Annotated in this window: 22 protein-coding genes; 15 read left to right on the top strand and 7 right to left on the bottom strand. The window is 67.5% G+C overall.

Annotated features, from left to right (window positions below; all coding sequences use genetic code 11):
• Positions 1-41 precede the first annotated feature (41 nt).
• Positions 42-1,259: a hypothetical protein gene (locus BLW75_RS25835; RefSeq protein WP_034312448.1), complete on the top strand. Its 1,218-nt coding sequence runs from the start codon at positions 42-44 to the stop codon at positions 1,257-1,259.
• Positions 1,260-1,347: 88 nt separating this feature from the next.
• Here BLW75_RS25835 and fbaA read toward each other — a convergent pair whose 3' ends face one another.
• Both fbaA and BLW75_RS25825 read right to left on the bottom strand, forming a co-directional pair.
• Positions 1,348-2,376, bottom strand: a complete 1,029-nt coding sequence (fbaA, locus tag BLW75_RS25830; RefSeq protein WP_034312446.1) for a class II fructose-bisphosphate aldolase — start codon at positions 2,374-2,376, stop codon at positions 1,348-1,350.
• Positions 2,377-2,459: 83 nt separating this feature from the next.
• A complete protein-coding gene (locus BLW75_RS25825) occupies positions 2,460-3,281 on the bottom strand; it encodes an LLM class F420-dependent oxidoreductase (protein WP_034312444.1) in 822 nt (273 codons plus the stop codon).
• A 50-nt stretch (positions 3,282-3,331) separates the two neighbouring features.
• Between BLW75_RS25825 and BLW75_RS25820 the strand changes: the two genes are divergently transcribed.
• The 6 genes from BLW75_RS25820 (at position 3,332) to BLW75_RS25795 (ending at position 9,176) form a co-directional block, all read left to right on the top strand.
• On the top strand, positions 3,332-4,243 hold the full coding sequence (locus tag BLW75_RS25820) for an aldo/keto reductase (protein WP_034312442.1): 912 nt from the start codon (positions 3,332-3,334) through the stop codon (positions 4,241-4,243).
• Between the two features lie 149 nt (positions 4,244-4,392).
• Positions 4,393-5,283: an SDR family oxidoreductase gene (locus BLW75_RS25815; protein ID WP_034312439.1), complete on the top strand. Its 891-nt coding sequence runs from the start codon at positions 4,393-4,395 to the stop codon at positions 5,281-5,283.
• A 4-nt stretch (positions 5,284-5,287) separates the two neighbouring features.
• The gene (locus tag BLW75_RS25810; RefSeq protein ID WP_034312436.1) at positions 5,288-5,761 is read left to right on the top strand and encodes a pyridoxamine 5'-phosphate oxidase family protein; all 474 of its coding nucleotides are present in this window, start codon (positions 5,288-5,290) and stop codon (positions 5,759-5,761) included.
• Positions 5,762-5,842: 81 nt separating this feature from the next.
• Positions 5,843-7,312, top strand: coding sequence for a flavin-containing monooxygenase (locus tag BLW75_RS25805; protein WP_034312434.1), 1,470 nt, complete (start codon positions 5,843-5,845; stop codon positions 7,310-7,312).
• Positions 7,309-8,175, top strand: a complete 867-nt coding sequence (locus BLW75_RS25800) for a metal-dependent hydrolase (protein WP_091598341.1) — start codon at positions 7,309-7,311, stop codon at positions 8,173-8,175. The genes BLW75_RS25805 and BLW75_RS25800 overlap by 4 nt, the downstream gene beginning before the upstream one ends.
• Positions 8,172-9,176, top strand: a complete 1,005-nt coding sequence (locus BLW75_RS25795) for a PDR/VanB family oxidoreductase (RefSeq protein ID WP_034312431.1) — start codon at positions 8,172-8,174, stop codon at positions 9,174-9,176. Before BLW75_RS25800 ends, BLW75_RS25795 begins: the two co-directional genes overlap by 4 nt.
• Before the next feature lie 4 nt (positions 9,177-9,180).
• On the opposite strand, the gene BLW75_RS25790 is transcribed toward BLW75_RS25795, so the two are convergent.
• Entirely contained in the window at positions 9,181-9,465 is a 285-nt protein-coding gene (locus BLW75_RS25790) for a YciI family protein (protein ID WP_034312652.1), read from the bottom strand.
• A 139-nt stretch (positions 9,466-9,604) separates the two neighbouring features.
• Here BLW75_RS25790 and BLW75_RS25785 point away from each other — a divergent pair, with 139 nt between their 5' ends.
• From BLW75_RS25785 to BLW75_RS25770, 4 genes are all read left to right on the top strand, one after another.
• Entirely contained in the window at positions 9,605-10,180 is a 576-nt protein-coding gene (locus BLW75_RS25785; protein WP_007032484.1) for a SigE family RNA polymerase sigma factor, read from the top strand.
• A gap of 91 nt (positions 10,181-10,271) precedes the next feature.
• Positions 10,272-11,474 carry an N-acetylglucosamine-6-phosphate deacetylase gene (nagA, locus tag BLW75_RS25780; RefSeq protein ID WP_034312429.1) on the top strand — a complete coding sequence of 401 codons (1,203 nt, stop codon included), beginning with the start codon at positions 10,272-10,274 and terminating at the stop codon, positions 11,472-11,474.
• 18 nt (positions 11,475-11,492) lie between these two features.
• Positions 11,493-11,873: a hypothetical protein gene (locus tag BLW75_RS25775; protein ID WP_034312427.1), complete on the top strand. Its 381-nt coding sequence runs from the start codon at positions 11,493-11,495 to the stop codon at positions 11,871-11,873.
• Between the two features lie 54 nt (positions 11,874-11,927).
• Positions 11,928-12,650, top strand: a complete 723-nt coding sequence (locus BLW75_RS25770) for a DedA family protein (RefSeq protein WP_034312425.1) — start codon at positions 11,928-11,930, stop codon at positions 12,648-12,650.
• A 188-nt stretch (positions 12,651-12,838) separates the two neighbouring features.
• Here the strand turns inward: BLW75_RS25770 and BLW75_RS25765 are convergent, their stop codons facing one another.
• Together BLW75_RS25765 and BLW75_RS25760 are read right to left on the bottom strand one after the other, a co-directional pair.
• Positions 12,839-14,227 (bottom strand): FAD-binding oxidoreductase, encoded by a 1,389-nt coding sequence (locus BLW75_RS25765; RefSeq protein WP_034312423.1) that lies wholly within the window; start codon positions 14,225-14,227, stop codon positions 12,839-12,841.
• A gap of 19 nt (positions 14,228-14,246) precedes the next feature.
• On the bottom strand, positions 14,247-15,731 hold the full coding sequence (locus BLW75_RS25760) for an MFS transporter (RefSeq protein ID WP_034312421.1): 1,485 nt from the start codon (positions 15,729-15,731) through the stop codon (positions 14,247-14,249).
• A gap of 88 nt (positions 15,732-15,819) precedes the next feature.
• Between BLW75_RS25760 and BLW75_RS25755 the strand changes: the two genes are divergently transcribed.
• Positions 15,820-16,350: a TetR/AcrR family transcriptional regulator gene (locus BLW75_RS25755; protein WP_034312419.1), complete on the top strand. Its 531-nt coding sequence runs from the start codon at positions 15,820-15,822 to the stop codon at positions 16,348-16,350.
• 59 nt (positions 16,351-16,409) lie between these two features.
• On the opposite strand, the gene BLW75_RS25750 is transcribed toward BLW75_RS25755, so the two are convergent.
• Positions 16,410-16,835: a PPOX class F420-dependent oxidoreductase gene (locus BLW75_RS25750; RefSeq protein ID WP_034312416.1), complete on the bottom strand. Its 426-nt coding sequence runs from the start codon at positions 16,833-16,835 to the stop codon at positions 16,410-16,412.
• Between the two features lie 192 nt (positions 16,836-17,027).
• Between BLW75_RS25750 and BLW75_RS25745 the strand changes: the two genes are divergently transcribed.
• The 3 genes from BLW75_RS25745 (at position 17,028) to BLW75_RS25735 (ending at position 20,631) form a co-directional block, all read left to right on the top strand.
• Positions 17,028-17,546 (top strand): MarR family winged helix-turn-helix transcriptional regulator, encoded by a 519-nt coding sequence (locus BLW75_RS25745; protein WP_034312650.1) that lies wholly within the window; start codon positions 17,028-17,030, stop codon positions 17,544-17,546.
• Between the two features lie 4 nt (positions 17,547-17,550).
• Complete coding sequence (locus tag BLW75_RS25740; protein WP_034312414.1) at positions 17,551-19,812, top strand: MFS transporter; 2,262 nt, start codon at positions 17,551-17,553, stop codon at positions 19,810-19,812.
• Between the two features lie 150 nt (positions 19,813-19,962).
• Positions 19,963-20,631 carry a DedA family protein gene (locus BLW75_RS25735; RefSeq protein ID WP_034312411.1) on the top strand — a complete coding sequence of 223 codons (669 nt, stop codon included), beginning with the start codon at positions 19,963-19,965 and terminating at the stop codon, positions 20,629-20,631.
• Here BLW75_RS25735 and BLW75_RS25730 read toward each other — a convergent pair.
• The gene (locus tag BLW75_RS25730; protein ID WP_034312409.1) at positions 20,628-21,041 is read right to left on the bottom strand and encodes a VOC family protein; all 414 of its coding nucleotides are present in this window, start codon (positions 21,039-21,041) and stop codon (positions 20,628-20,630) included. The two genes, BLW75_RS25735 and BLW75_RS25730, sit on opposite strands and share 4 nt — an antisense overlap.
• Between the last annotated feature and the right edge of the window lie 113 nt (positions 21,042-21,154).

Below are 21,154 nucleotides of genomic sequence, written 5' to 3'. Positions count from 1 at the left end.
AAATGCTCATCCCGTGATCTGGAGCAGGGAAGATGGCCCGCATGACAAAGGCGACAGAAGTGACCGGGGACCTTTCGCCGGGTGTCATCCCCCGCAGCCCGATCGCGAAGACCAGGCTGTTCTTCAAGCTCCATTGGCACCGCGGCGCGCCGGGACAGGCGACGCCGGACTGGGTGCTGAACTTCTGCTACTCGATGTGGCTGGCGGCGTTCGCCTTCAAGCTGGTCGGCTCGTCGTGGGACATGTCGTGGCATTTCATGTGGCTGCGCGACGACCTCGCCCCGCCGCACCTGATCAACACCGTCGGCACGGTGATCATCATGGTGCTGGTGGCGATCCACAGCTACACCGGGATGGGCGCCGACCGGCGGTCACTGCGGCTGATGCAGATCGGGCTCGTGGTGTTCCTCATCGCGGCGCCGCTGGACGTCATCAACCACCGGGTCAACGGTCTCGACCTGACCGCGTGGAGCCCGTCGCACATGATGCTCTACATCGGAACGGGCATCATGCAGGCCGGCGTGATCATGGGCTGGCTGAAGCACGCCAAGCCCGGCCGCCTGCGCACCGGGGTCCTGATCGGACTGTGGGCGTTCTTCCTGGAGAACACGTTCTTCCCGAACGGTCAGCAGGAGTACGGCATCCTCGGCCTGCGCGCCTGGGAGCGCGGCGCGCCCGAGGCCGAGCCCGAGCTGCTGAACTTCGCCGCCAACCAGATCGGGCATCCGGTCGACCGGGTGGCCGTCGAGTACTTCACGATGCCGATCGACGCTTGGGTCTACCCCCTGTGGGGTATCGGCGTGATGGCGCTGATCTTCGCGCTGGCGCGGCACACCACCGGCTTCCGCTGGGCCGGGACGACCGTCGCCGCCGCCTACCTCGCGTACCGGCTGGTGATGTGGCCGCTGCTGCTCGGGATGGGCTTCCCGGTCTCGGTCGTGCCGTTCTACCTGCTCGCCGTCGGCCTCGCCGTGGACCTGGCCTTCCGCATCGGCCGAGACCATCCGCTGCTGACGGCGGGCGCGGGCGCGCTGCTGGTGACGGCGTTCGGCTACGGGATGCTGTGGGTGCAGTCGCAGTTCCGGCCGTGGATCCTCGGTGACGCGCAGACGGAGTCGGCGCCGCCGGTGGCCTACTGGACGGCTGCGGTCTGCCTGGTCGGCGTCGGCGTGCTGTGGGCCGCCGCCGGGCCGGGGACGCGGGCGCTGAACTCGCTGCTGGAGAAGCGCCGCGAGAAGACGACGCTCCCGGCGGCCTGAGGCTCCAAGTACGTGAAGGCCCCCTTCACTGCGTCTAGCGCAATGAAGGGGGCCTTCACGTACTTTTAGAGGACTAAATGCGGGCTGGTCAGAGCTTCTTGCCCGCGGAGCCCAGCGACTGGGCGGCCTCGACGACGCGCGCGGCCATGCCGGCCTCGGCGGCCTTCAGGTAGCTACGCGGGTCGTAGACCTTCTTGTTGCCGACCTCGCCGTCGATCTTCAGGACACCGTCGTAGTTCTTGAAGAAGTGGTCCGCGATGGGCCGGGTGAAGGCGTACTGCGTGTCGGTGTCGACGTTCATCTTCACGACGCCGTAGGACACCGCCTCGCGGATCTCCTCCGGCAGCGAGCCGGAACCACCGTGGAACACGAGCTCGAACGGCTTCGAACCGGCCGCGAGGCCGAGCTTCTTCGCCGCCGCCTCCTGGCCGCCCTTGAGCACGTCCGGGCGCAGCTTCACGTTGCCGGGCTTGTAGACGCCGTGCACGTTGCCGAAGGTCGCGGCCAGCAGGTAGCGGCCGTTCTCGCCGGAGCCGAGCGCGTCGATCGTCTTCAGGAAGTCGCCCTCGGCGGTGTACAGCTTCTCGTTGATCTCGGCTTCGACGCCGTCTTCCTCGCCGCCGACGACGCCGATCTCGACCTCGAGGATGATGTTCGCGGCCGCGGCCTTGGCGAGCAGCTCCTGCGCGATCTCGAGGTTCTCGTCGAGGTCGATCGCGGAGCCGTCCCACATGTGGCTCTGGAACAACGGGTGCTGGCCGTTCTTGACCCGCTCGGCGGAGATCTCGATCAGCGGGCGGACGAAGCCGTCGAGCTTGTCCTTCGGGCAGTGGTCGGTGTGCAGCGCGACGTTCACGTCGTACTTGGCGGCGACGACCTGGGCGAACTCGGCGAGCGCGACCGAACCGGTCACCATGTCCTTGACCTTCTGGCCGGACGCGAACTCGGCGCCGCCGGTGGAGAACTGGATGATCCCGTCGCTCTCCGCCTCGGCGAACCCGCGGATGGCGGCGTTCAGGGTCTCCGACGAGGTCACGTTGATGGCCGGGTAGGCGAATTCGTTCGCCTTCGCCCGGTCGAGCATCTCCGCGTAGACCTCGGGGGTGGCGATGGGCATCGTTTACTCCTCCTCGAAGCAGGCTGGTGCACCTCTCGGCCGCATCGTACGAGGTCGGCCGGGAGGTGCCTACAGCCGTCGCGTCAGAGGAGGACCGCGGCGAGCGCCCGGTAGACCGGCAGGGGGTCTTGGTTCAGTACCTGGATGTTGACGTGGTCCGCCCCGGCCTCGATATGCGCGGTGACGCCGCGGGCGACCGTCTCGGCGTCGCCGTGCACGGCCAGCGCGTCGACCAGCTTGTCGCTGCCCTCGCCCGCCAGGTCTTCGTCGGTGAACCCGAGTTTCCGCAGGGAGTTCGTGTAGTTGACGAGGCCGAGGTAGAACTTGACGGTGCCCCGCCCGATCTCGCGGGCCTTCGCCGGGTCGGTCTCGAGGACGACCTTCTGCTCGGGTGCGAGCAGCGGTCCTTCGCCGAGGATCTCGCGCGCCTGACGCGTGTGCTCGGGCGTCATCAGGTACGGGTGGGCGCCCGCCGTGCGGTCTCCTGCGAGTTTGATCACCTTCGGGCCGAGCGCGGCGAGCGCGCGGCCTTCGACGGGCACTCCGGCGGCGTCGAGAGCGTCGAGGTACTCGACCAGTGCCGCGTACGGCTTCTTGAACTCCGCGGTGTGCTCGCGGTGCCCGGCGCCGACGCCGAGGAGGAAGCGGCCCGGGTGCTTCGCCTCGATGCGCTTGGACGACTCGGCGACCGTGGCCGCGTCGTCCTTCCAGATGTTGACGATGCCGGTGGCCACCTTGATCGTCTTCGTCGCGTCGAGGAGTTCCTCCGCCTTGACGAGGTCGCCCGCCGGTGAGCCACCGATCCAGATGGCGCCGTAGCCGAGTTCCTCCACCTCGCGCGCGAGCTCCGGGGTGAGCACGCCTTCGAGCTGCCAGATACCGATCCTGCCGAGTTCGATTCCCATGTACCGAGGCAACACCGCGGGCGGCCGATGTCTTCCCTTAAGTTCGGGGTATGGCGAAACTCGGCAACACCGACCTCGACGTCCGTGGGATCAACCTAGGCGGCAACGTCTTCGGCTGGACCGCGGACCAGGAGCAGTCCTTCGCCGTCCTCGACGCCTACACGGCGGCGGGCGGCAACTTCATCGACACGGCCGACCTTTATTCGGCGGGCGGTTCCGAGACGATCATCGGCGAGTGGCTGACCAAGCGCGGCCGACGCGACGACGTCGTCATCGCGACCAAGACCGGCATGTGGGAAGAGCGGAAGGGCCTGTCGGCGGCGAACATCGCGGCGGCGGCCGAAGACTCGCTCCGGCGGCTCCGGACCGACCACATCGACCTCTACTACGCGCACATCGACGATCCGGACACCCCGATCGAGGAGACGCTGCGGGCCTTCGACGCGCTCGTGCGCGCCGGCAAGGTCCGTTACGTCGCGGCGTCGAACTACTCGGCCGAACGGCTGAGCGAAGCACTGTCCATTTCGGACCGCGAGGGGCTGGCGAAGTTCGTCGCGCTGCAACCGCACTACAACCTCGTCGAGCGGGACTACGAGCGGGATCTGGCGCCGGCGGTCGAACGCGAAGGACTGACCGTCCTGCCGTATTTCTCGCTGGCCAAGGGTTTCCTCGCCGGGAAGTACCGGTCCAAGGACGACCTCGGCGACAGCCCGCGCGCCGCCCGCGCTTCGTCCTATTTGGACGAACGCGGCGAGCGAGTGCTCTCGGTGCTCGACGAGGTCGCGGCGTCCCGCGGCGTCTCGGTCGCGGCCGTTTCCCTCGCCTGGCTGTTCGCGCAGCCGACCGTCACCGCGCCCATCGCGAGCGCCCGCTCGGTCGAGCAGCTGAACGACCTCCTGCCCGCCGCCGACCTCTCGCTCACCTCCGGCGAGATCGACGCCCTCTCCGCCGCCTCGCGCTGACAACCCCCGCAATTCGCCATCCACTCGCGATGGTTCGCACCACCAACTATCGCGAGTAGATGGCGAATTGCGGACTTACTTGCGGGTAGCTTACTCCGGGTAGGTTGGGGTACCGTCCGAAAGCCTTAGGGCTCGGACGAGGAGGCAACGTGGCCAAGAACAGCGTGAACGGCAAGGTCGTCCTGATCACCGGCGCCGCCAGGGGCATCGGCGCGGGGCTCGCCGAGCGCCTGGCCGCGCAGGGCGCGAAGGTCGCACTGGTCGGCATCGAAGCCAAGGAACAGCAGGCCGTCGCCGACAAGATCGGCCCCAGCGCCCGCGCCTGGGAAGCCGACGTCACCAGCTGGGACGACCTCGAGCGGGCCACCGCGGGCGTCGTCGAGCATTTCGGCGGCATCGACATCGTCATCGCGAACGCCGGTATCGCGACCTCCGGTTTCGTCCGGTCGGTGGATCCGGCCGCCTTCGAGAAGGTCATCGAGGTCGACCTCCTCGGCGTCTGGCGCACCTTCCGCGTCACCCTCCCGCACGTCATCGACCGCAAGGGCTACCTGCTCGCGATCTCCTCGCTGGCCGCGATCACGCACGCGCCGGGCATGGCCAACTACGCCGCCGCGAAGGCGGGCGTCGAGGCGTTCTGCAACAGTTTCCGCGCCGAAGTCGCCCACCTCGGCGTGAAGGTCGGCGTCGCGCACCCGACCTGGATCCGCACCGACCTCGTCGAGAGTGCCGACCAGCACCCGGTCTTCGGCAAGCTCCGCGCCGGCATGCCCGGCCTGCTCGGCAAGACCTATCCGCTGTCCGTCGCGCTCGACCACCTGCAGGCCGGGGTCAACAAACGCGCCCGCACCGTGCACGTGCCCCGCTGGGTCGGCGGCCTGAAGCTGATCCGTGCGTTCCTGCCGCGGATCATCGAGATCGGCGCGAAGGGCCGGATCAAGAAGGCCGACGCCGCCGCGCTCATGGACATCAAGGAGCGCGGCGCGTACGAATCTTCAGTGACCGGCCAGGCAGGCCGGGCCGCCACACGGAAGGGCTGACCAGATGTCCCGTCGCGACCAGATCCGCATGTCACCTGACGAACTCGCCGCCTTCCTCGACGAGCAGAAGGTCATCAACGTCGCGACGATCGGCCCGAACGGCCGCCCGCATCTGGCGCCGCTCTGGTACTACCCGCACGAGTCCGGCGTCGCGACCTGGACTTATGGCTCGTCCCAGAAGGCGAAGAACCTGGAGCGCGACCCGCGCGCCACGGTGCTCATCGAGGACGGCGACAGCTACGACAAGCTCCGCGGGATCTCCCTCGAAGCCGACGTCGAGGTCATCACCGATACCGCCGTGGTCACCCAGATGGGTATCAAGCTCATGCAGCGGTACGCGGGCGCGAAGCCCGGGGACCCGGTGCCCGACGAGCTCTCCGGCTTCATCGGCAAGCAGGCCCCGAAGCGGATCGGGCTGATCTTCCGGCCGACCAAGATCGTGAGCTGGGACCACACGAAACTCGGCGGCACGTACTGACGGGTAGGTAGTACTAGCAAGTAACTGTTACTTGAGGTAACGTCATCTGGGCACGAACGCCTCGAAGTGGAGGATTGCCAGATGACCGAGCGATTCAAGGTCGTGATCGTGGGCACCGGGTTCTCCGGGCTCGGCCAGGCCATCCAGCTCGAAAAAGCCGGGATCTCCGACTACGTGATCCTGGAGAAGGCGGACGAAGTCGGCGGTACGTGGCGCGACAACTCGTACCCCGGCTGCGCCTGCGACGTGCAGTCCCACATGTACTCGTTCTCGTACGAGCAGAACCCGGACTGGTCGCGGTCGTTCTCGCCCGCCCCCGAGATCTTCCAGTACCTCAAGGACGTCACCGACAAGTACCGGCTGCGGCGCAAGATCCGCTTCGGCGTCGAGCTCACCGGCGCGACGTGGGACGACACCCAGCGCCGCTGGCACGTGCACACGAAGTCGGGTGAGTTCGAGGCGCAGTTCCTGGTCTCGGGCGTCGGCGGCCTGCACATCCCGCAGGTCCCCGAACTGCCCGGCATCGAGAAGTTCAAGGGCCAGACCTGGCATTCCGCGCAGTGGAACCACGAATACGACCTTCGCGGCAAGAAGGTCGCCGTGGTCGGCACCGGCGCCAGCGCGATCCAGTTCGTCCCGAAGATCGCCCCCGAGGTCGACGAGCTGACGCTGTTCCAGCGCACGCCGCCGTGGATCATGCCGAAACCCGACCACGCCATGCCGGGCTGGGCCAAGACCGCGTTCCGCCGGATTCCCGGCGTGCAAAGGCTTTACCGCAACGCGCTGTACTGGTTCCTCGAAGTGCGCGCCGTCGGCTTCAACGGCCATCCCGCGATCATGAAGGCCGGCGAGGTGATCGCGAAGCGCCACATCGGCAAGGCCATCAAGGATCCGAAGCTGCGCAAGAAGGTCACCCCCGGCTACACCATGGGCTGCAAGCGGGTGCTGATCTCCAACGACTACTACCCGGCGATCAACCGGTCCAATGTGGACGTCAACACCGAAGGCGTGCGGGAAGTCAAGGCGCACAGTGTCGTCGACGGGAACGGCGTCGAGCACGAGGTCGACGCGATCATCTACGGCACCGGTTTCAAGGTCACGGATGCCTTGGAATACCTGGACATCACCGGGATCGACGGGCGCGACCTCGCCAAGGAATGGGCGACCGAGGGGATGCGAACGCACAAGGGCATCACCGTCTCCGGCTTCCCCAACCTGTTCTTCCTCCTCGGCCCGAACACCGCGCTGGGCCACAACTCGGTGGTCTTCATGATCGAGTCGCAGGCACGGTACGTCGTCGACGCGATCAAGCTCGCCGATTCGCGTGGCGCCGCCGCGCTCGACGTCCGCGCCGGTGTGCAGGAGAAGTTCCAGCGCGAGATCCAGGACAAACTCGTCAAGGGCGTGTGGACCCAGGGCGGCTGCAAGAGCTGGTATCTCGACGCGAAGGGCGTCAACCGGACGATCTGGCCCGGGTTCACCTGGCGCTACTGGCTCGACACCCGCAAGGTCGACGCGAGCGACTACGAACTCAGCGGGAGGTCGTCGTGACGGACCACGAGCAGATCGTCCTGCACGCACGCGACGTCGAGTTCGACTGGGCGTCGTTGCCGATGCACTGGATCCCGGGCGAACCGCAGGCGACGCACACGATCAACGTGCTGCATCTGGCGCTGCCGGAGGGCGAACGCTGGTTCGTCGAGGTGTTCAAACAGGCCGTGCCGCTGATCCGCGACGAGCGCCTCAAGGAGGACGTCCTCGGCTTCATCGGCCAGGAGGCCATGCACGCCGAGGCGCACGACGGCGCCGCCGAACACCTCGAAGCGGCGGGCGTCCACGTCCGGCCGTACATCGCGCAGATGGAGTGGATGTTCCGCCGCCTGCTCGGCGACCGCGACCTTTCCGCCAAACGGCGCGAGGAATGGCTGATCGAACGGCTCGCCATCGTCGCCGCTATCGAGCACTACACCGCTTTCCTCGGCCAGTGGATCCTCGACGCCGAAGCGCTCGACAAGGCCGGCGCCGACCCGACGATGCTGGATCTCCTGCGCTGGCACGGCGCCGAAGAGGTCGAGCACCGCTCGGTGGCCTTCGATCTGTTCATGCATCTCGACGGCCACTATACCCGCCGCGTGCGCAGCATGCTCGTGGTGACGCCGGTGCTCGCCTGGGTTTTCTTGCGGGGCACCAGGTTCCTCATGAAGAACGATCCGACCCGGCCGGGCAAGACGAGTTTCCGGACCTATCTGCGCGTGGCGAAGCTCGGGCTCCTGCCCTCGGGCAAGCAGTTGCGGCGCGAGATCCGGCCGTACTTCCGGAAGTCCTACCACCCCACCGAAACCGGTAACACCGATCAGGCCGTCGCGTACCTCGCGAGCTCCCCGGCCGCTTTGGCCGCCGACGAACCACGATGAAGACACCGCCGCGGCCGCTGCGGCTCGACGGCAGCGGCCGGACCGACCGCGCGATGGCGTCGCTGACCGGTGTCGTCGCGCTGTACCGCAGGCTCAGCGGGGTGAGCGGCCGCCGTCGTCCGCCGGTGGTCGCCGTCGACCGTGATCTCCCGCTGGTCGTCGACGAGGTCCGTGCCGAAGCCGACGGCGTCGCCGGCCTGCGGCTGGTGCACGAACACGGCGAGCCGCTGCCGCGATGGCGGCCCGGCGCGCACATCGATCTTTCGCCACGGCCAGGGCTGGTCCGTCAGTACTCTCTGTGCGGTGATCCGGACGACCGCTCGGCCTACCGCGTCGGTGTCCGCTTGCTCGGCGAGGGCTCGACGGCGGTGCACGCGCTGAAGAAGGGCGCCCGGATCACGGGGCGCGGCCCGCGCAACGCGTTCCCCTTCGTCGCGAGCCCGGCGTACCTGTTCATCGCGGGCGGTATCGGGATCACGCCGATCCTGCCGATGGTGCGGCAAGCCGCCGCGGCGGGCGCGGACTGGCGGCTGGTCTACACCGGTCGCGAGGAGGCTTCGATGCCGTTCCTGGAGGAATTGTCCGAATTCGGGGATCGTGTCTGGATTCGTCCGGACACGGACTACGGGATTCCCGCCGCGGGCGCCGAACTTCTCGAAGGGGCACCGGATGGCGCGCCGATCTACTGCTGCGGCCCGGTTCCGATGATCGTCGGCGTCCGCACGGACGCGGCCCTGCGTGCTTCCGGACCGGTGTTCTTCGAACGGTTCTCGACGCCGCCGATCGTCGGCGGCAAGCCGTTCCGCGTCGAACTGGGTCGCAGCGGCAGGGTTTTGGACGTGCCCGCCGACCGGACGACGCTCGACGTCCTGCGGGAAACCGTGCCCGGTATCGCGTATTCGTGCCGCCAGGGGTTCTGCGGGACGTGCGAACTGCCGACGGTGACCGGCGACCGCGTCCGGGTCTGCGTCGAACGCGAGCCGGTCACCCTCGATCTCTGAGGCGTCAGGCTTCCTTCGGGATCCAGGAACCGATCACCGGCTTGAACTCGCGCACCGTCCGCTCCGCGACGACACCTTCGAGGTGGTACGGATCCTGGTCGATGATCTCGAGCAGCGCCGCCTCGTCCGCCGCCTGGTACATCGAGATGCCGCCGGAGCCGTCGCCCAGCGGGCCGCCGAGCGCGACGACGCCCTCGTCGGCGAGGCGGGAAAGGAATTCCCGGTGCCGGGGGCGCACGTCCGCCAGCTTCTCCTGCACGTACGTGATCTCCACCAGGAACCAGGCCATCGACATCTCCAAGGTCGCTCCAACAGACGCCCCAGCTTCTCAGGATCCGATCAGGCAGGACTCCCGCCCCACCCGATACGCTGATCGAGCGCCACGCACAGGTTGTGCTTCAAAGGGGTAAATGAACAGGTAGGGGTACATGCTCGAGGGCAATGCGGAACGCAGTGTCGAGGCGACCCTCGGCCACTTGCGCACCATGGACGGACCGGTCACGCCACCGCCGCCTGCGGCACCGCTGACCCTTGAGGATCTCTATCGCCAGCACCGGATGCGGCTCGTCCGGCTGGCCATCCTGCTCGTGGACGAACCCGCGACCGCCGAGGACGTCGTCCAGGAGGCCTTCACCGGGCTGCACCGCAACTGGGGGCGCCTGCGCGACGCCGCCGCGGCCGTCGGATACCTGCGCACCGCCGTGGTCAACGGATCACGCAGCGTGCTGCGCCGCCGCAAGACCGCGCGCGAGTACGTCGCACCGCACGCCGTCAACGCGCGTTCGGCCGAAAGCCTCGCCATGCTGTCGAGTGAACATCAGGCCGTGGTGAGCGCTTTGTCCAAACTGCCCCCTCGCCAGCGCGAGGTTCTGGTCCTCCGTTACTACGGTGGGCTGAGTGAGGCCGAAATCTCCGAGGCCGCCGGGATTTCGAAAGGTACCGTTAAGTCAACCGCCAGCCGGGCGCTGGAGGCACTGCAGAAAGCGATGCAGTCGCCGAACTGACACCCGGCCTTAATCTCGAGCGCTGGGTTGTGCCGCCATGCTTGGTCCAGACCAATATATGCTGGGGGGCGTGAGAGGCGCCGGAGATTTCGTGATCGTGGGCGGCCGGGTCGTCGCCCCGGACCGTGTACTCGACGACGGCTGGCTGGCTATCGCCGCCGGCAAGATCGTCCAAGTCGGTTCCGGGGCACCCCCGGACATCGATCGCGTCGACGTCGACGGATGCCTGGTCGTGCCCGGCTTCGTCGACACCCACTGCCACGGCGGTGGGGGCGGATCGTTTTCCAGTTCGAACCCCGAGGAGCTGCTCCGCGCGGTCCGCGCGCATCGGCGGCACGGCACCACGACCATGCTCGGCAGTCTGGTCTCGGATCCCATCCCGGTGCTCAGGGACCAGATCGCGGCCCTGCGTGAGCTGGTCCAAGAGGGTGAACTTGCCGGAATTCACCTTGAAGGACCCTTCATCTCGAAGGCGCGATGCGGAGCGCACGACCCGGCGACGCTGATCGAGCCGGACACGGCGACGGTCAACGCGCTGCTCGGCGCCGGCCGCGGTGACATCCGGATGGTCACCCTCGCCCCCGAACTGCACGGCGGGATCAAGGCGGTCCGGCAACTGGCCGAATCGGGCGTCATCGCCGCCATCGGGCACACCGACGGCGTCGAGGACCAGATCATCCCCGCGATCGACGCGGGCGCCTCCGTCGCGACCCACCTCTTCAACGCCATGCGGCCTCTCCACCACCGCGAACCGGGCCCGATCGGCGCGCTCCTCGACGACGAGCGCATCACCGTCGAGCTGATCTGCGACCTCGTCCACGTGCACCCGACCGTGCTGCGGCTGGCCGCGCACCACGCGGGCAAGGGCCGGACGGTGCTCATCACCGACGCCATGTCGGCCACCGACGCCGCCGACGGCAGCTACATCCTCGGCCGCCTCGAAGTCGACGTCCGTGACGGTGTCGCCACCCTGGCGGGCAACGGTTCGCTGGCGGGCAGCACGCTGACCATGGACGCGGCCTTCCGCAACATGGTCCGCGGCGCGGGCATCGACCTGCTCGACGCCGTCCGCGCGACCTCCGGCCGCCCCGCCGAACTGCTCGGCATCGCCGACCGGACCGGCTCGCTGCGCGCCGGGCTCGCGGCCGACGTCGTCGTGCTCGACCGTGACCTCCGGCCGGTCAAGGTGCTTCGTCAGGGCGAGTGGGTCAAGGACGACGCTGCGGCTACATTGAGCGCCACGGCCCCGCTGAGCGGGGCGGTCGAAGGCGGTGTATCGGTCAGCGACGGGTAGCGGCGAAAGGAGTCCTGGATGAGCGAGCCCAAGGACCCGGAGAAGCTTCTAGCCGACGCCTTGCGCGCTCAAGCCGTCTTCGCGCCTTCGGCGGAGCGGGCTTCCGAGTCGACCACGGACAAACCGGGCGAAACGGACACTGAGAGTAACTCTGGAGCTCCTGGAGAACACGAGCTGCCGCTTCAGTATGGACTGCTTTCGGGCGCCAGCGCCGACTCGCTCGAACGGGAGCGCGTCGCACTGGAGGACGCGGAGACGGCCAGGTTGGCGGAGCGTCCGGCGCCGCCTCCGGCACCTTCGCCGAGCAGCCCGCCTCTGCCCGCGTACTGGGTGTTGCTGCTGGCTGTCCTGCTGGGGCTCGCCGCCGGCTCGGTGATCGGGCTGCTCACACTGATCTGAGCCGCCCTCTCCCGCCGAGTCAGGGCACTCAGCGTCACCCTGTACCGTTTTGGTGTGATCCTGGCGCAGAACAACGTGACGACGATGGGCCTCCTGCCGGAGTGGCTGGACCCGATCCACCTGCTCGACGGGCTGACCGTCCCGGTCATCACCATCCTCTGCTTGATCATCTTCATCGAGAGCAGCATCTTCCCGGTGCTGCCCGGTGACTCGCTGCTGTTCACCGCGGGCCTACTCATCGCCGGGGACAAGATCCAAGCCCCGCTGTGGCTGGTCTGCGTACTTGTCACCATCGCCGCCCTGCTCGGCAACATGCTCGGCTACGGCCTCGGCTGGAAGATCGGCCCCTGGCTATTCCGCAAGCCGGATTCGAAGTTCTTCAACAAAAAGTACGTGGACCAGACCCACGCCTTCCTGGAGAAGCACGGGCCGAAGGCGGTCGTGCTGGCGCGGTTCGTGCCGTTCGTGCGGACGTTCATCACCTGGATCGCCGGTATCGGCAAGATGGACCCGAAGAAGTACTTCACCTACACAGTCATCGGCGGAATCCTGTGGGCCGCTGGGATCACCGCGCTCGGCCACCTGCTGGGCGACATCCCGTTCATCCGAGACAACATCGACGCGATCTTCATCCTGATCGTGCTGGTGTCCGTGGTGCCGATCGTGATCGAGTACCTGAAGTCGCGGCGCGAGAAGAAGCACGCGAACACCGCGACCGGCCTGGTCGCCGACACCGCCGAGGACATCACGCAGCAGATCCCGCGCGTGCGCGACTGACCCCTACGCGAAGTACATGAAGGCCCCCTTCCTTGCGTTAGGCGCAAGGAAGGGGGCCTTCATGTACTTCGGCGGGAGCGGCCGACAACCAACTGTCGGCGGACGCTTCACCCGTCCGCCAACAGACGATTCCCGCAGTCCGGCGTCGCATGAGGCAGGTCGCGAAAGTGGCTTTCGCAACGTCAGCTTCAAAGGGAGAACATCGAGCCCGGGTTGAAGAGGTTCCCCGGGTCCAGTGCCCGCTTGATCTGCCGGTGCACCTGGATGCCGACCTCGCCGATCTCCTTGGCGAGCCACTCGCGTTTGATCCGGCCGATTCCGTGCTCACCGGTGACCGTCCCGCCCAGCGACAGGGCCACGTCGAGGATCGCGTCGAAGGCCGTCCGCGCGCGGGCGAACTCCTCCTCCGAGTCGGGCGCGTAGACGATCGTCGGATGCATGTTGCCGTCACCGGCGTGGCCGACGACGGCGATCCGCAGCCCGACCTCTTCGCTGATCCGCTCGCAGCCGGCGATCAGTTCGGCGATCCGCGTGCGCGGCACGCAGACGTCGTCGGTCAGCCAGACGCCGTACATCTCCAGCGCGGTGAGCACGACCCGCCGCGCCTGCAGCAGCATCTTGCCCTCTTCGAGATCCTCGGTGGCGTAGGCGAGATCCGCACCGCAGTCGACACAGATCTGTTCCAGCGCCGCGAGTTCCCGGCGGGCGACCTCGCCGCCGGAGTCGGATTGCGCGAGCAGCAAGGCTTTGCAGTCCGAGCTCGTGCCGAGGTCGGTCTTGAGGTAGGCCTCGGCCGCCTTGATGGAGGTCGCGTCCATGATCTCCATGAGCGACGGCACCAGTCCCTCACGCACGACTCGCGCGACGGCCTCGCCCGCGGCCTCCGTGCTGTTGAAGGCGGCGACGAGGGTGGCGGGCAGCTGCGGCAACGGTTTCAGCGCGACGGTCGCCTGTGTGATCACGCCGAGCGTGCCCTCACTGCCGACGAAGAGCCGCGCGAGGTCGTAGCCCGCGACGCCCTTCACCGTACGGCGCCCGGTCTTCAGCACCGAGCCGTCGGCGAGCACGACTTCCAGTCCCAGCACGGAATCCGTGGTGACGCCGTACTTCACACAACACAGCCCACCGGCGTTGGTGGAGAGGTTCCCGCCGATGGTGCACCAGTCGTAGCTGGACGGGTCCGGTGGGTAGAAGAGGCCGTGCTTCTCCACCGCGTTGCGGAAATCGAGGTTCACCACGCCGGGCTGCACGACGGCGAGCCGGTTGCCTTCGTCGATCTCGACGATCTTGTCGAGTTTGGTCAGCACCAGCACGACACAGCCGTCGATCGCGTTCGCGGCGCCGGACAGGCCACTGCCGGCGCCGCGGGGCACGATCGGCACCTCGAACTCCGCACAGGCCTTGACCACGGCCTGCACACCCTCCACATCGGACGGCAACACCACCGCGAGGGGTTTGCCGCTGTCGGCCAGCGGCATCATGTCGCGCGAGTAGGCGTCCGTGACGTCGGTGTCGGTGAGCACCGCGGCGTCGCCGAGACGCTCGCGGAGCCGGGTGACCAGGGCATGGTTGCTCATACCCCCATCGTAAGCTCGATTAGATCCGCACTGCGGAAATTTTTTTCCGATCGAGCAGAATGAAGGCCTGAACACCTGTATAGACGAGCACGGCCACACCCGCCCATGCGGTAACGTGCACCCCCTGCGTGAAGGCTTCACGAGCCGACTCCAGAAGGGCCTGTCCCGCGGCAGGGTCGAGTTGCTGCGCCGTCGCGACCGCGCCGCCCAGCGTGTCCCGGGCGGCTTCGGCCGTCCCCTCCGGCAGGCCGGAGCGGTAGACCGCGGTCGCGACACTGCCGAGGATGGCCGTGCCGAGCGCACCGCCCAGCTCGAACCCGGTCTCGGAGATCGCCGAAGCGGCCCCGGCGCGTTCGGCCGGAGCGGCCGAGATGACCAGGTCGTTCGTCAACGTCTCCGAGAGGGCGACACCACCGCCGAGCAGCGTGAACGACACCACGACGTACGCGAGCCCGCCGCCGGACGACACCTGGGTCAGCGCCAGGAAGCCGACCGCCGCGACCAGGAGACCGCCGCTGACCAGCAGCGAAACCCGGATCCGCTTCGCCAGCCAGGCCGCGAGGAGCGCGCCGGCGATACCGGCGACCGTCGCCGGGAGCATCCACAGCGCGGCGACGACGGGGGTCAGCCCGAGCACCAGCTGCAGGTACTGCGGCACCAGGAACAGCAGGCCGACCATGGCGAACACGCCGAGCATGTTCGTCACGACGGAGCCGCTGAAGGCCCGGTTCGAGAACAGCTTCAGGTCGAGCATCGGCTCGTCGAGGCTGTTCTGCCTGCGGACGAACACGACACCGAGCGCGAGCCCGAGCACGACGCTGACCGCGGCCTTCCAGGTGAAGCCGTGTTCGGCGACCAGCTTGATGCCGTAGACCACCGGCAGCATCGCGGCCAGCGACAGCAGCGCCGACAGCGGGTCGAAGCGGCCCGGCTTCGGGTCACGCGCCTCCGGCAGCACGAACGGTCCGACGATCAGCAGCACGACCATCACCGGGACGTTGATGAGGAAGACCGAACCCCACCAGAAGTGCTCCAGCAGCCAGCCGCCGAGCACCGGCCCGAGCGCCATCCCGCCGGAGAACCCGGCACTCCACACGGCGATCGCGGTCCGGCGCTGTTTGGCGTCGACGAAGATGCTGCGGATCAGCGACAGCGTCGACGGCATCAGCGTCGCGCCACCCACGCCGAGCAGCGCCCTGGCGATGATCAGCATGAACGCGCTGGTCGAGAAGGCCGCGAGCACCGACGCCGCGCCGAACGCCGCGGCGCCCATGAGCAACAGCTTGCGACGGCCGATGCGGTCACCGAGCGTGCCCATCAGGACCAGCAGACCGGCCAGCATGAACGAGTAGATGTCGACGATCCACAACTGCTCCGCACCGGTGGGCGCCAGATCCTCGGACAGGAACGGCAGCGCGAACCCGAGCACCGTCATGTCCACGCTGATCAGCAGCACCGGAAGTACCAGTACCGCCAGCGCCCACCACTGCTTGCGCCTCGCCATGGCGCACTCTCCTTTAGCTAAACCGTCTGGACGGTACAGTTACCGCCTCGTTCGAAGGTAAACCGTCCAGACGGTATAGTCAACTGATATGGCGAAGCCCACCGCGAAGGAACGCATCCTCGACTCGTACGAGGAGATCCTCATCGAGCAAGGCCCCGGCGGGGTCACCCTCGACGCCGTCGCCGCGCACGCGGGCGTCTCGAAGGGCGGCCTGCTCTACCACTTCGGCTCGAAAGAAGCCCTGGTGGACGGCCTGATGGAGCGCCTCGCCACATTGTCGGAAGCGGATCTCGAAGAGGCACGGAAGGCGCCCGAAGGCGTCGTCTCCTGGTATCTGCGGACCGCCATCACCGACGTCACCCAGCGCAAGGCGCTGCACCGCACGACCATGGCGACGATCCGGATCATGCTCAACGAACCGCGGGTCGCCGAGGTCGTCCAGGTTTACAACCAGAAGCTCCACGACCTGATCAGCGAGCACGTCGACGACCCGCTGGCCGCCGAACTGATCATCCTGGTGGGCGACGGCCTCTACCTGCGGGCGGCGCTCGGCCGGGACGACGCGAGCCCCCTGCTCGACCGGATCGACGAGATCAAGGCCCGCATCCAGCGCAAGTAGTCACCTACTTGCGATGAACGACCCACCCTCGCGCGCGCAGTCCCACCGCAAGTAGGTGACTAATTGCGGGAGAGGCCGTAGACGCGCTCGATCGGGATGGTCAGCAGAACGCGCTGGTCGGCGACCATGGCGTCACGGAACTCGTCCCAGTCCGGATGTTCGCCCCGGGCCCGCCGGTAGTGGTCCACCAGCGCGTCGACGGTCGCGTCGTCGCGCGAAGCGGCGGTCGGCGTGAGCACCGCCGGGCCTTCGACGACGACGTAGCCGTCGCCGCTCTCGGTCGACACGTGGAACGTCGCCCGCGGGTCGCGCTGGAGGTTCTTGGTCTTGGCGCGGGGCGCGGTGATCGAGATCAGGATGGCGCCGGCGTCCGCGTCGTAGAGGTAGTTGACGGTCGACAGCTGTGGCCTGCCGTCCCGCTTGACGGTGGCGAGGGTGCCGAAGTTTCGGGCGGCGAGGATGGCGTAGAGCGCGGAGTCGGTCATGCCTCCATCAAAGCAAAAGTGCAGCTCAGGGCGAACCGGACAAACATGCACGAATAAATGTGCTTGCATGCGGCAACTAAAGTGTCATCCGACACACAACGTCACTTTCTCCTTGCGAAGCATCTTTGAGAGGAACATCCTTGGTCACTGCAACTAGTTGCAGTGACCAAGCAACCGGCGAGAGAGATCACCATGGCACCCACGACACCCGGCACCAGGTCGAAGGCCGACCTCGATCTGGCCGACACCCTCGGGCACGAGCTCGTGCGGCTCGTGCGCCTGGTCAACCGGGCGAAGTCCCAGGTGTCCAAGCAGGGCCCGGACGGGATCGAGCGGGCCGCGTACGCGATCCTCTTCTGCCTCATCCACGTCGGCCCCCAGCGGACCAGCAAACTCGCCGAGTTCCTGCACTCCGAGATCTCGACCATCAGCAGGCAGTCGAGCTCTCTCGTCCAGCACGGGCTGGTCGAGCGCCTAGCCGATCCCGAAGACGGCCGCGCCTGCCTGCTCGCACCGACCGCCGAAGGACTCCGGGTGTTCGAGGAGAACCGGAAGCAGCGGAACCAGTGGCTCGCCGAGGTACTCGGTGACTGGTCCGACGACGACCGGAAGACCCTCAACTCGCTGTTCCACCGGTTGAACGACGACATCGAGAAAACATCTCCACAGTTCGCCGACCCCGCGTCGGCGTCGAAGGCCAAGGGGGCCTGAAGCAATGAGTTCCGCAGTAGAAAGTCCGCCAGCCGTCCACGAAGACGGTCCCCGGCTCAGTCACCGTCAGATCGTCACGATCCTGATCGGCCTGATGTCGGGTATGTTCCTGGCGGCACTCGACCAGACGATCGTGGGCACCTCGATCGTCCGGATCGCGAATGACCTCAACGGGTTCGACCTGCAGGCCTGGATCACCACGGCCTACCTGATCACCTCGACGATCGTCACGCCGATCTACGGCAAGCTGTCCGACATCTACGGGCGCAAGCCGTTCTACATCGCCGCGATCTCGATCTTCCTGATCGGCTCGGTCGCCTCGGCGTTCGCGACGTCGATGTACGAGCTGGCCGCGTTCCGCGCGATCCAGGGCCTCGGCGCCGGCGGTCTGATGTCGCTGGCGATGACGATCATGGGCGACATCGTGCCGCCGCGGGAACGTGCCCGCTACCAGGGTTACTTCCTCGCCGTGTTCGGTATCTCCACCGTGCTCGGCCCGGTGCTCGGCGGGTTCTTCGCCGATTTCGACACGCTCGGCACCGTCTTCGGTTACCAGATCGACGGCTGGCGCTGGGTCTTCCTGATCAACGTGCCGATCGCGATCGTCGCGCTGTTCGTCGTCGCCCGCGTGCTCAACGTGCCGCACCAGCGCCACGACCACAAGATCGACTGGTGGGGCGGGCTGGCGCTCATCGTCGCCGTCGTCCCGTTCCTGATCGTCGCCGAGCAGGGCAACAAGTGGGGCTGGGGCTCTCAGAACGCGATCATCTGCTACGTCATCGGCGCCATCGGCGTGGTCGCCTTCATCTTCATCGAGAAGCTGATGAAGGACGCGGCACTGATCCCGCTGCGGCTGTTCAAGAACTCGACCTTCACGGTGGCGATCATCGGCGGTGTCATCGTCGGTGTCGCGATGTTCGGCGCGATCATGATGATCCCGCAGTACATGCAGGTGGTGCAGGAGTTCTCGCCGACCGAGTCGGGCCTCCTGATGATCCCGCTGATGGCGGGCATCATGAGCGGTTCGATCATCTCGGGCCAGATCACCAGCAAGACCGGCCGCTACAAGGTGTTCCCGGTGGTCGGCACGCTGCTGATCGCGGCGGGCGCGTTCTTCTTCGCGCAGGTCGAGTACAACAGCGCGCTGTGGCACCCGCTGGTCGCGGCCGCGATCATCGGGCTCGGCCTCGGTGCCTGCATGCAGACGCTGATCATCGCGGTGCAGAACGCGGGCCCGCGCAGCGACATGGGCGTCTCGACCGCTTCGGCGACGTTCTTCCGGCAGATCGGGGGTACCGCGGGTGTCGCGGTGTTCCTGACCATCCTGTTCAACGTCCTGCCGGGCAATATCACCAAGGCGTTCGGCGGCAACGCGCCGACCGGTGAAGGCGCCGCGGCGCTGGGCGACCTCACCACGAACACGAGCGGTATCGCGAACCTGCCCGAGGCCATCAAGACGCCGGTCCTGATCGGCTTCACCGAGTCGATCACCACGGTGTTCTACGTGGCGGGCGCGGTCGCGCTGCTGGCGACGCTGGTCCTGATGTTCATGAAGGAGATCCCGCTTCTCGGCGGCTCGGCTCCTTCGGCGGCTTCGGCTCTCGAAGGCGGCGAAGCACTCCTCGAAGAGGACGACGCACCTGTCGAGACGGCGTCGGAGAAGACGGTCGTGACCGCGCCCGTCGAGGCCGGGAAGCACGCGATGACCAACGGGAACGGGGCGTACCGGGCGGGATCCGCGCAGATCAGCGGGCACGTCCGCCGGGACGACGCGACGAACGTCGCGGGTGCGGCGCTGACCCTGATCGACCACAACGGCAATCAGGTGGCCAGGACGCACACGAACGAGAACGGCGTCTACTCGTTCGCCGGCATCGTGGGCGGGCGCTACACGCTCGTCGCCAGCGGCCGCTGGTTCCGGCCGGTCGCGGCGACACTGACCGCCACCGGAGCCGGGGTGCTGCGCCACGACTTCGAACTGGTCAGCACGATCCTGCTGAGCGGGGTCGCCCGCACCGACGGCGACCGCGTGGTGCCGGACGCGCGGATCACCGTGCTCGATTCCTCGGGTGGCGTCGCCGCCGTGGCGAGGACCGACGCGGAGGGCAACTACACGGTCAGCGACCTGCCCGCCGGGACTTACACGGTGATCGCCAGCGGGTATCCGCCGGCGACCAGCCGGGTGGAGCTGCTGGGCGGTGACCAGGCCGAACATGACGTCCGGCTGAGCTACGACCAGGCGCTCGACGAGCTTGTCGAGCACTAGTCCGGCTTGCGATGAAGGGGCCTTTCCTCGCGAAATTCGCGAGGAAAGGCCCCTTCATCGCGCAGGTGGGGCGCACGACCGGACCTTTCGGACACCCCGATTCCACGGTTCGGCCGCATGCGGTTCGCGAAGTACACGTAGGCTCGCGTCGTGACTGAGGTGTACACCGAGGCCGCGGGCATCGGCGTGAGCTGGCTCGACACCGCCGGGCCGGTGCTCGTCTGGGTGATCGTGCTGAGCTTCATCTTCGTGGAGTGCGCGCTGATCATCGGCCTTTTCCTGCCCGGCGACTCCCTGCTGTTCGCCGCCGGGGTCGTCCTCGCGCAGCACGGCTCCGACCTGAACGCGTGGCTGCTGTCGGCCGCAGCGCTGCTGGTCGCGATCCTCGGCAACCAGGTGGGGTATTACATCGGGCGGTCGACGGGCACGAAACTGATCGCGCGCCGCGGCGGCAAGGTGCTGAACCGGCACAACCTGGACCGCGCCAGGGCGTTCCTGGATCGCAAGGGTTTCTTCGCCATCGTCGCCGCGCGCTGGATCCCGTGGATCCGCACGCTCGCGCCGCTCATCGCCGGGACCGCGCGGATGGATCCGCGCCGGTTCGCACTCGCGACCGCGCTCGGCGGGCTGCTCTGGGTGCCGACGCTGGTGCTGCTCGGCTACTACGGTGCCGGTCTGCTGGACCAGCTTCCGTGGGTGAAGACGGTCGCGCTCTGGGTGAGCGTCGCGTTCTTCGTGGTGGGCACGGCCTACGGCGTGATCCGCTACCGCCAGGAGATGCGGCGGCCCGCCGAAGAGACCGAGGAGAGCACCGCCTAAACCTCGGGGTCCGCCCAGATCTCCAGCTGGATCCCGTCGGGGTCACGGAACACGATGACCGACGAGCCTTCCAAGGTCCGAGAGCCCTTCGACGGCGTGTAGACGACGCCGTATTCCGAAAGCCGCGCTTCCCATTCGGCCAGCTCCGAGCGCGATGAGACCTTGAACGCCACGTGGTCCAGACCTGTGCGTCGTTCGTCGAAACGCGGCCGCTCGGTGTCCTGGTGCTCGACGAGTACCACCGCGAAACCCTCGCTGGGCGACCTCAGCACAACCTTCCGCAGACCCGTTTCGGGGTCTTCACGACGCGTGAACTCCTCGAGTTCGAGCACTCGGGCGTACCAGGGCACGCTCCGGTCCACGTCGGTCACGGTGAGTGCCAGGTGGTGCACAGACATGAGCTTGGACATCGGGGATGACCGTCCTGATCAAGAGCTTGGGGGCGCAACCAGGGTGACACAGGCGCCTCTGGCCACGAGGTGATCCGCCGACTTCCCACATGAATCGTGATATCCGCCGGGAA

This window comes from Amycolatopsis lurida (genome assembly GCF_900105055.1).
Taxonomy (GTDB): Bacteria; Actinomycetota; Actinomycetes; order Mycobacteriales; family Pseudonocardiaceae; genus Amycolatopsis; species Amycolatopsis lurida.
This window is presented reverse-complemented; position numbering and strand designations above follow the sequence as displayed.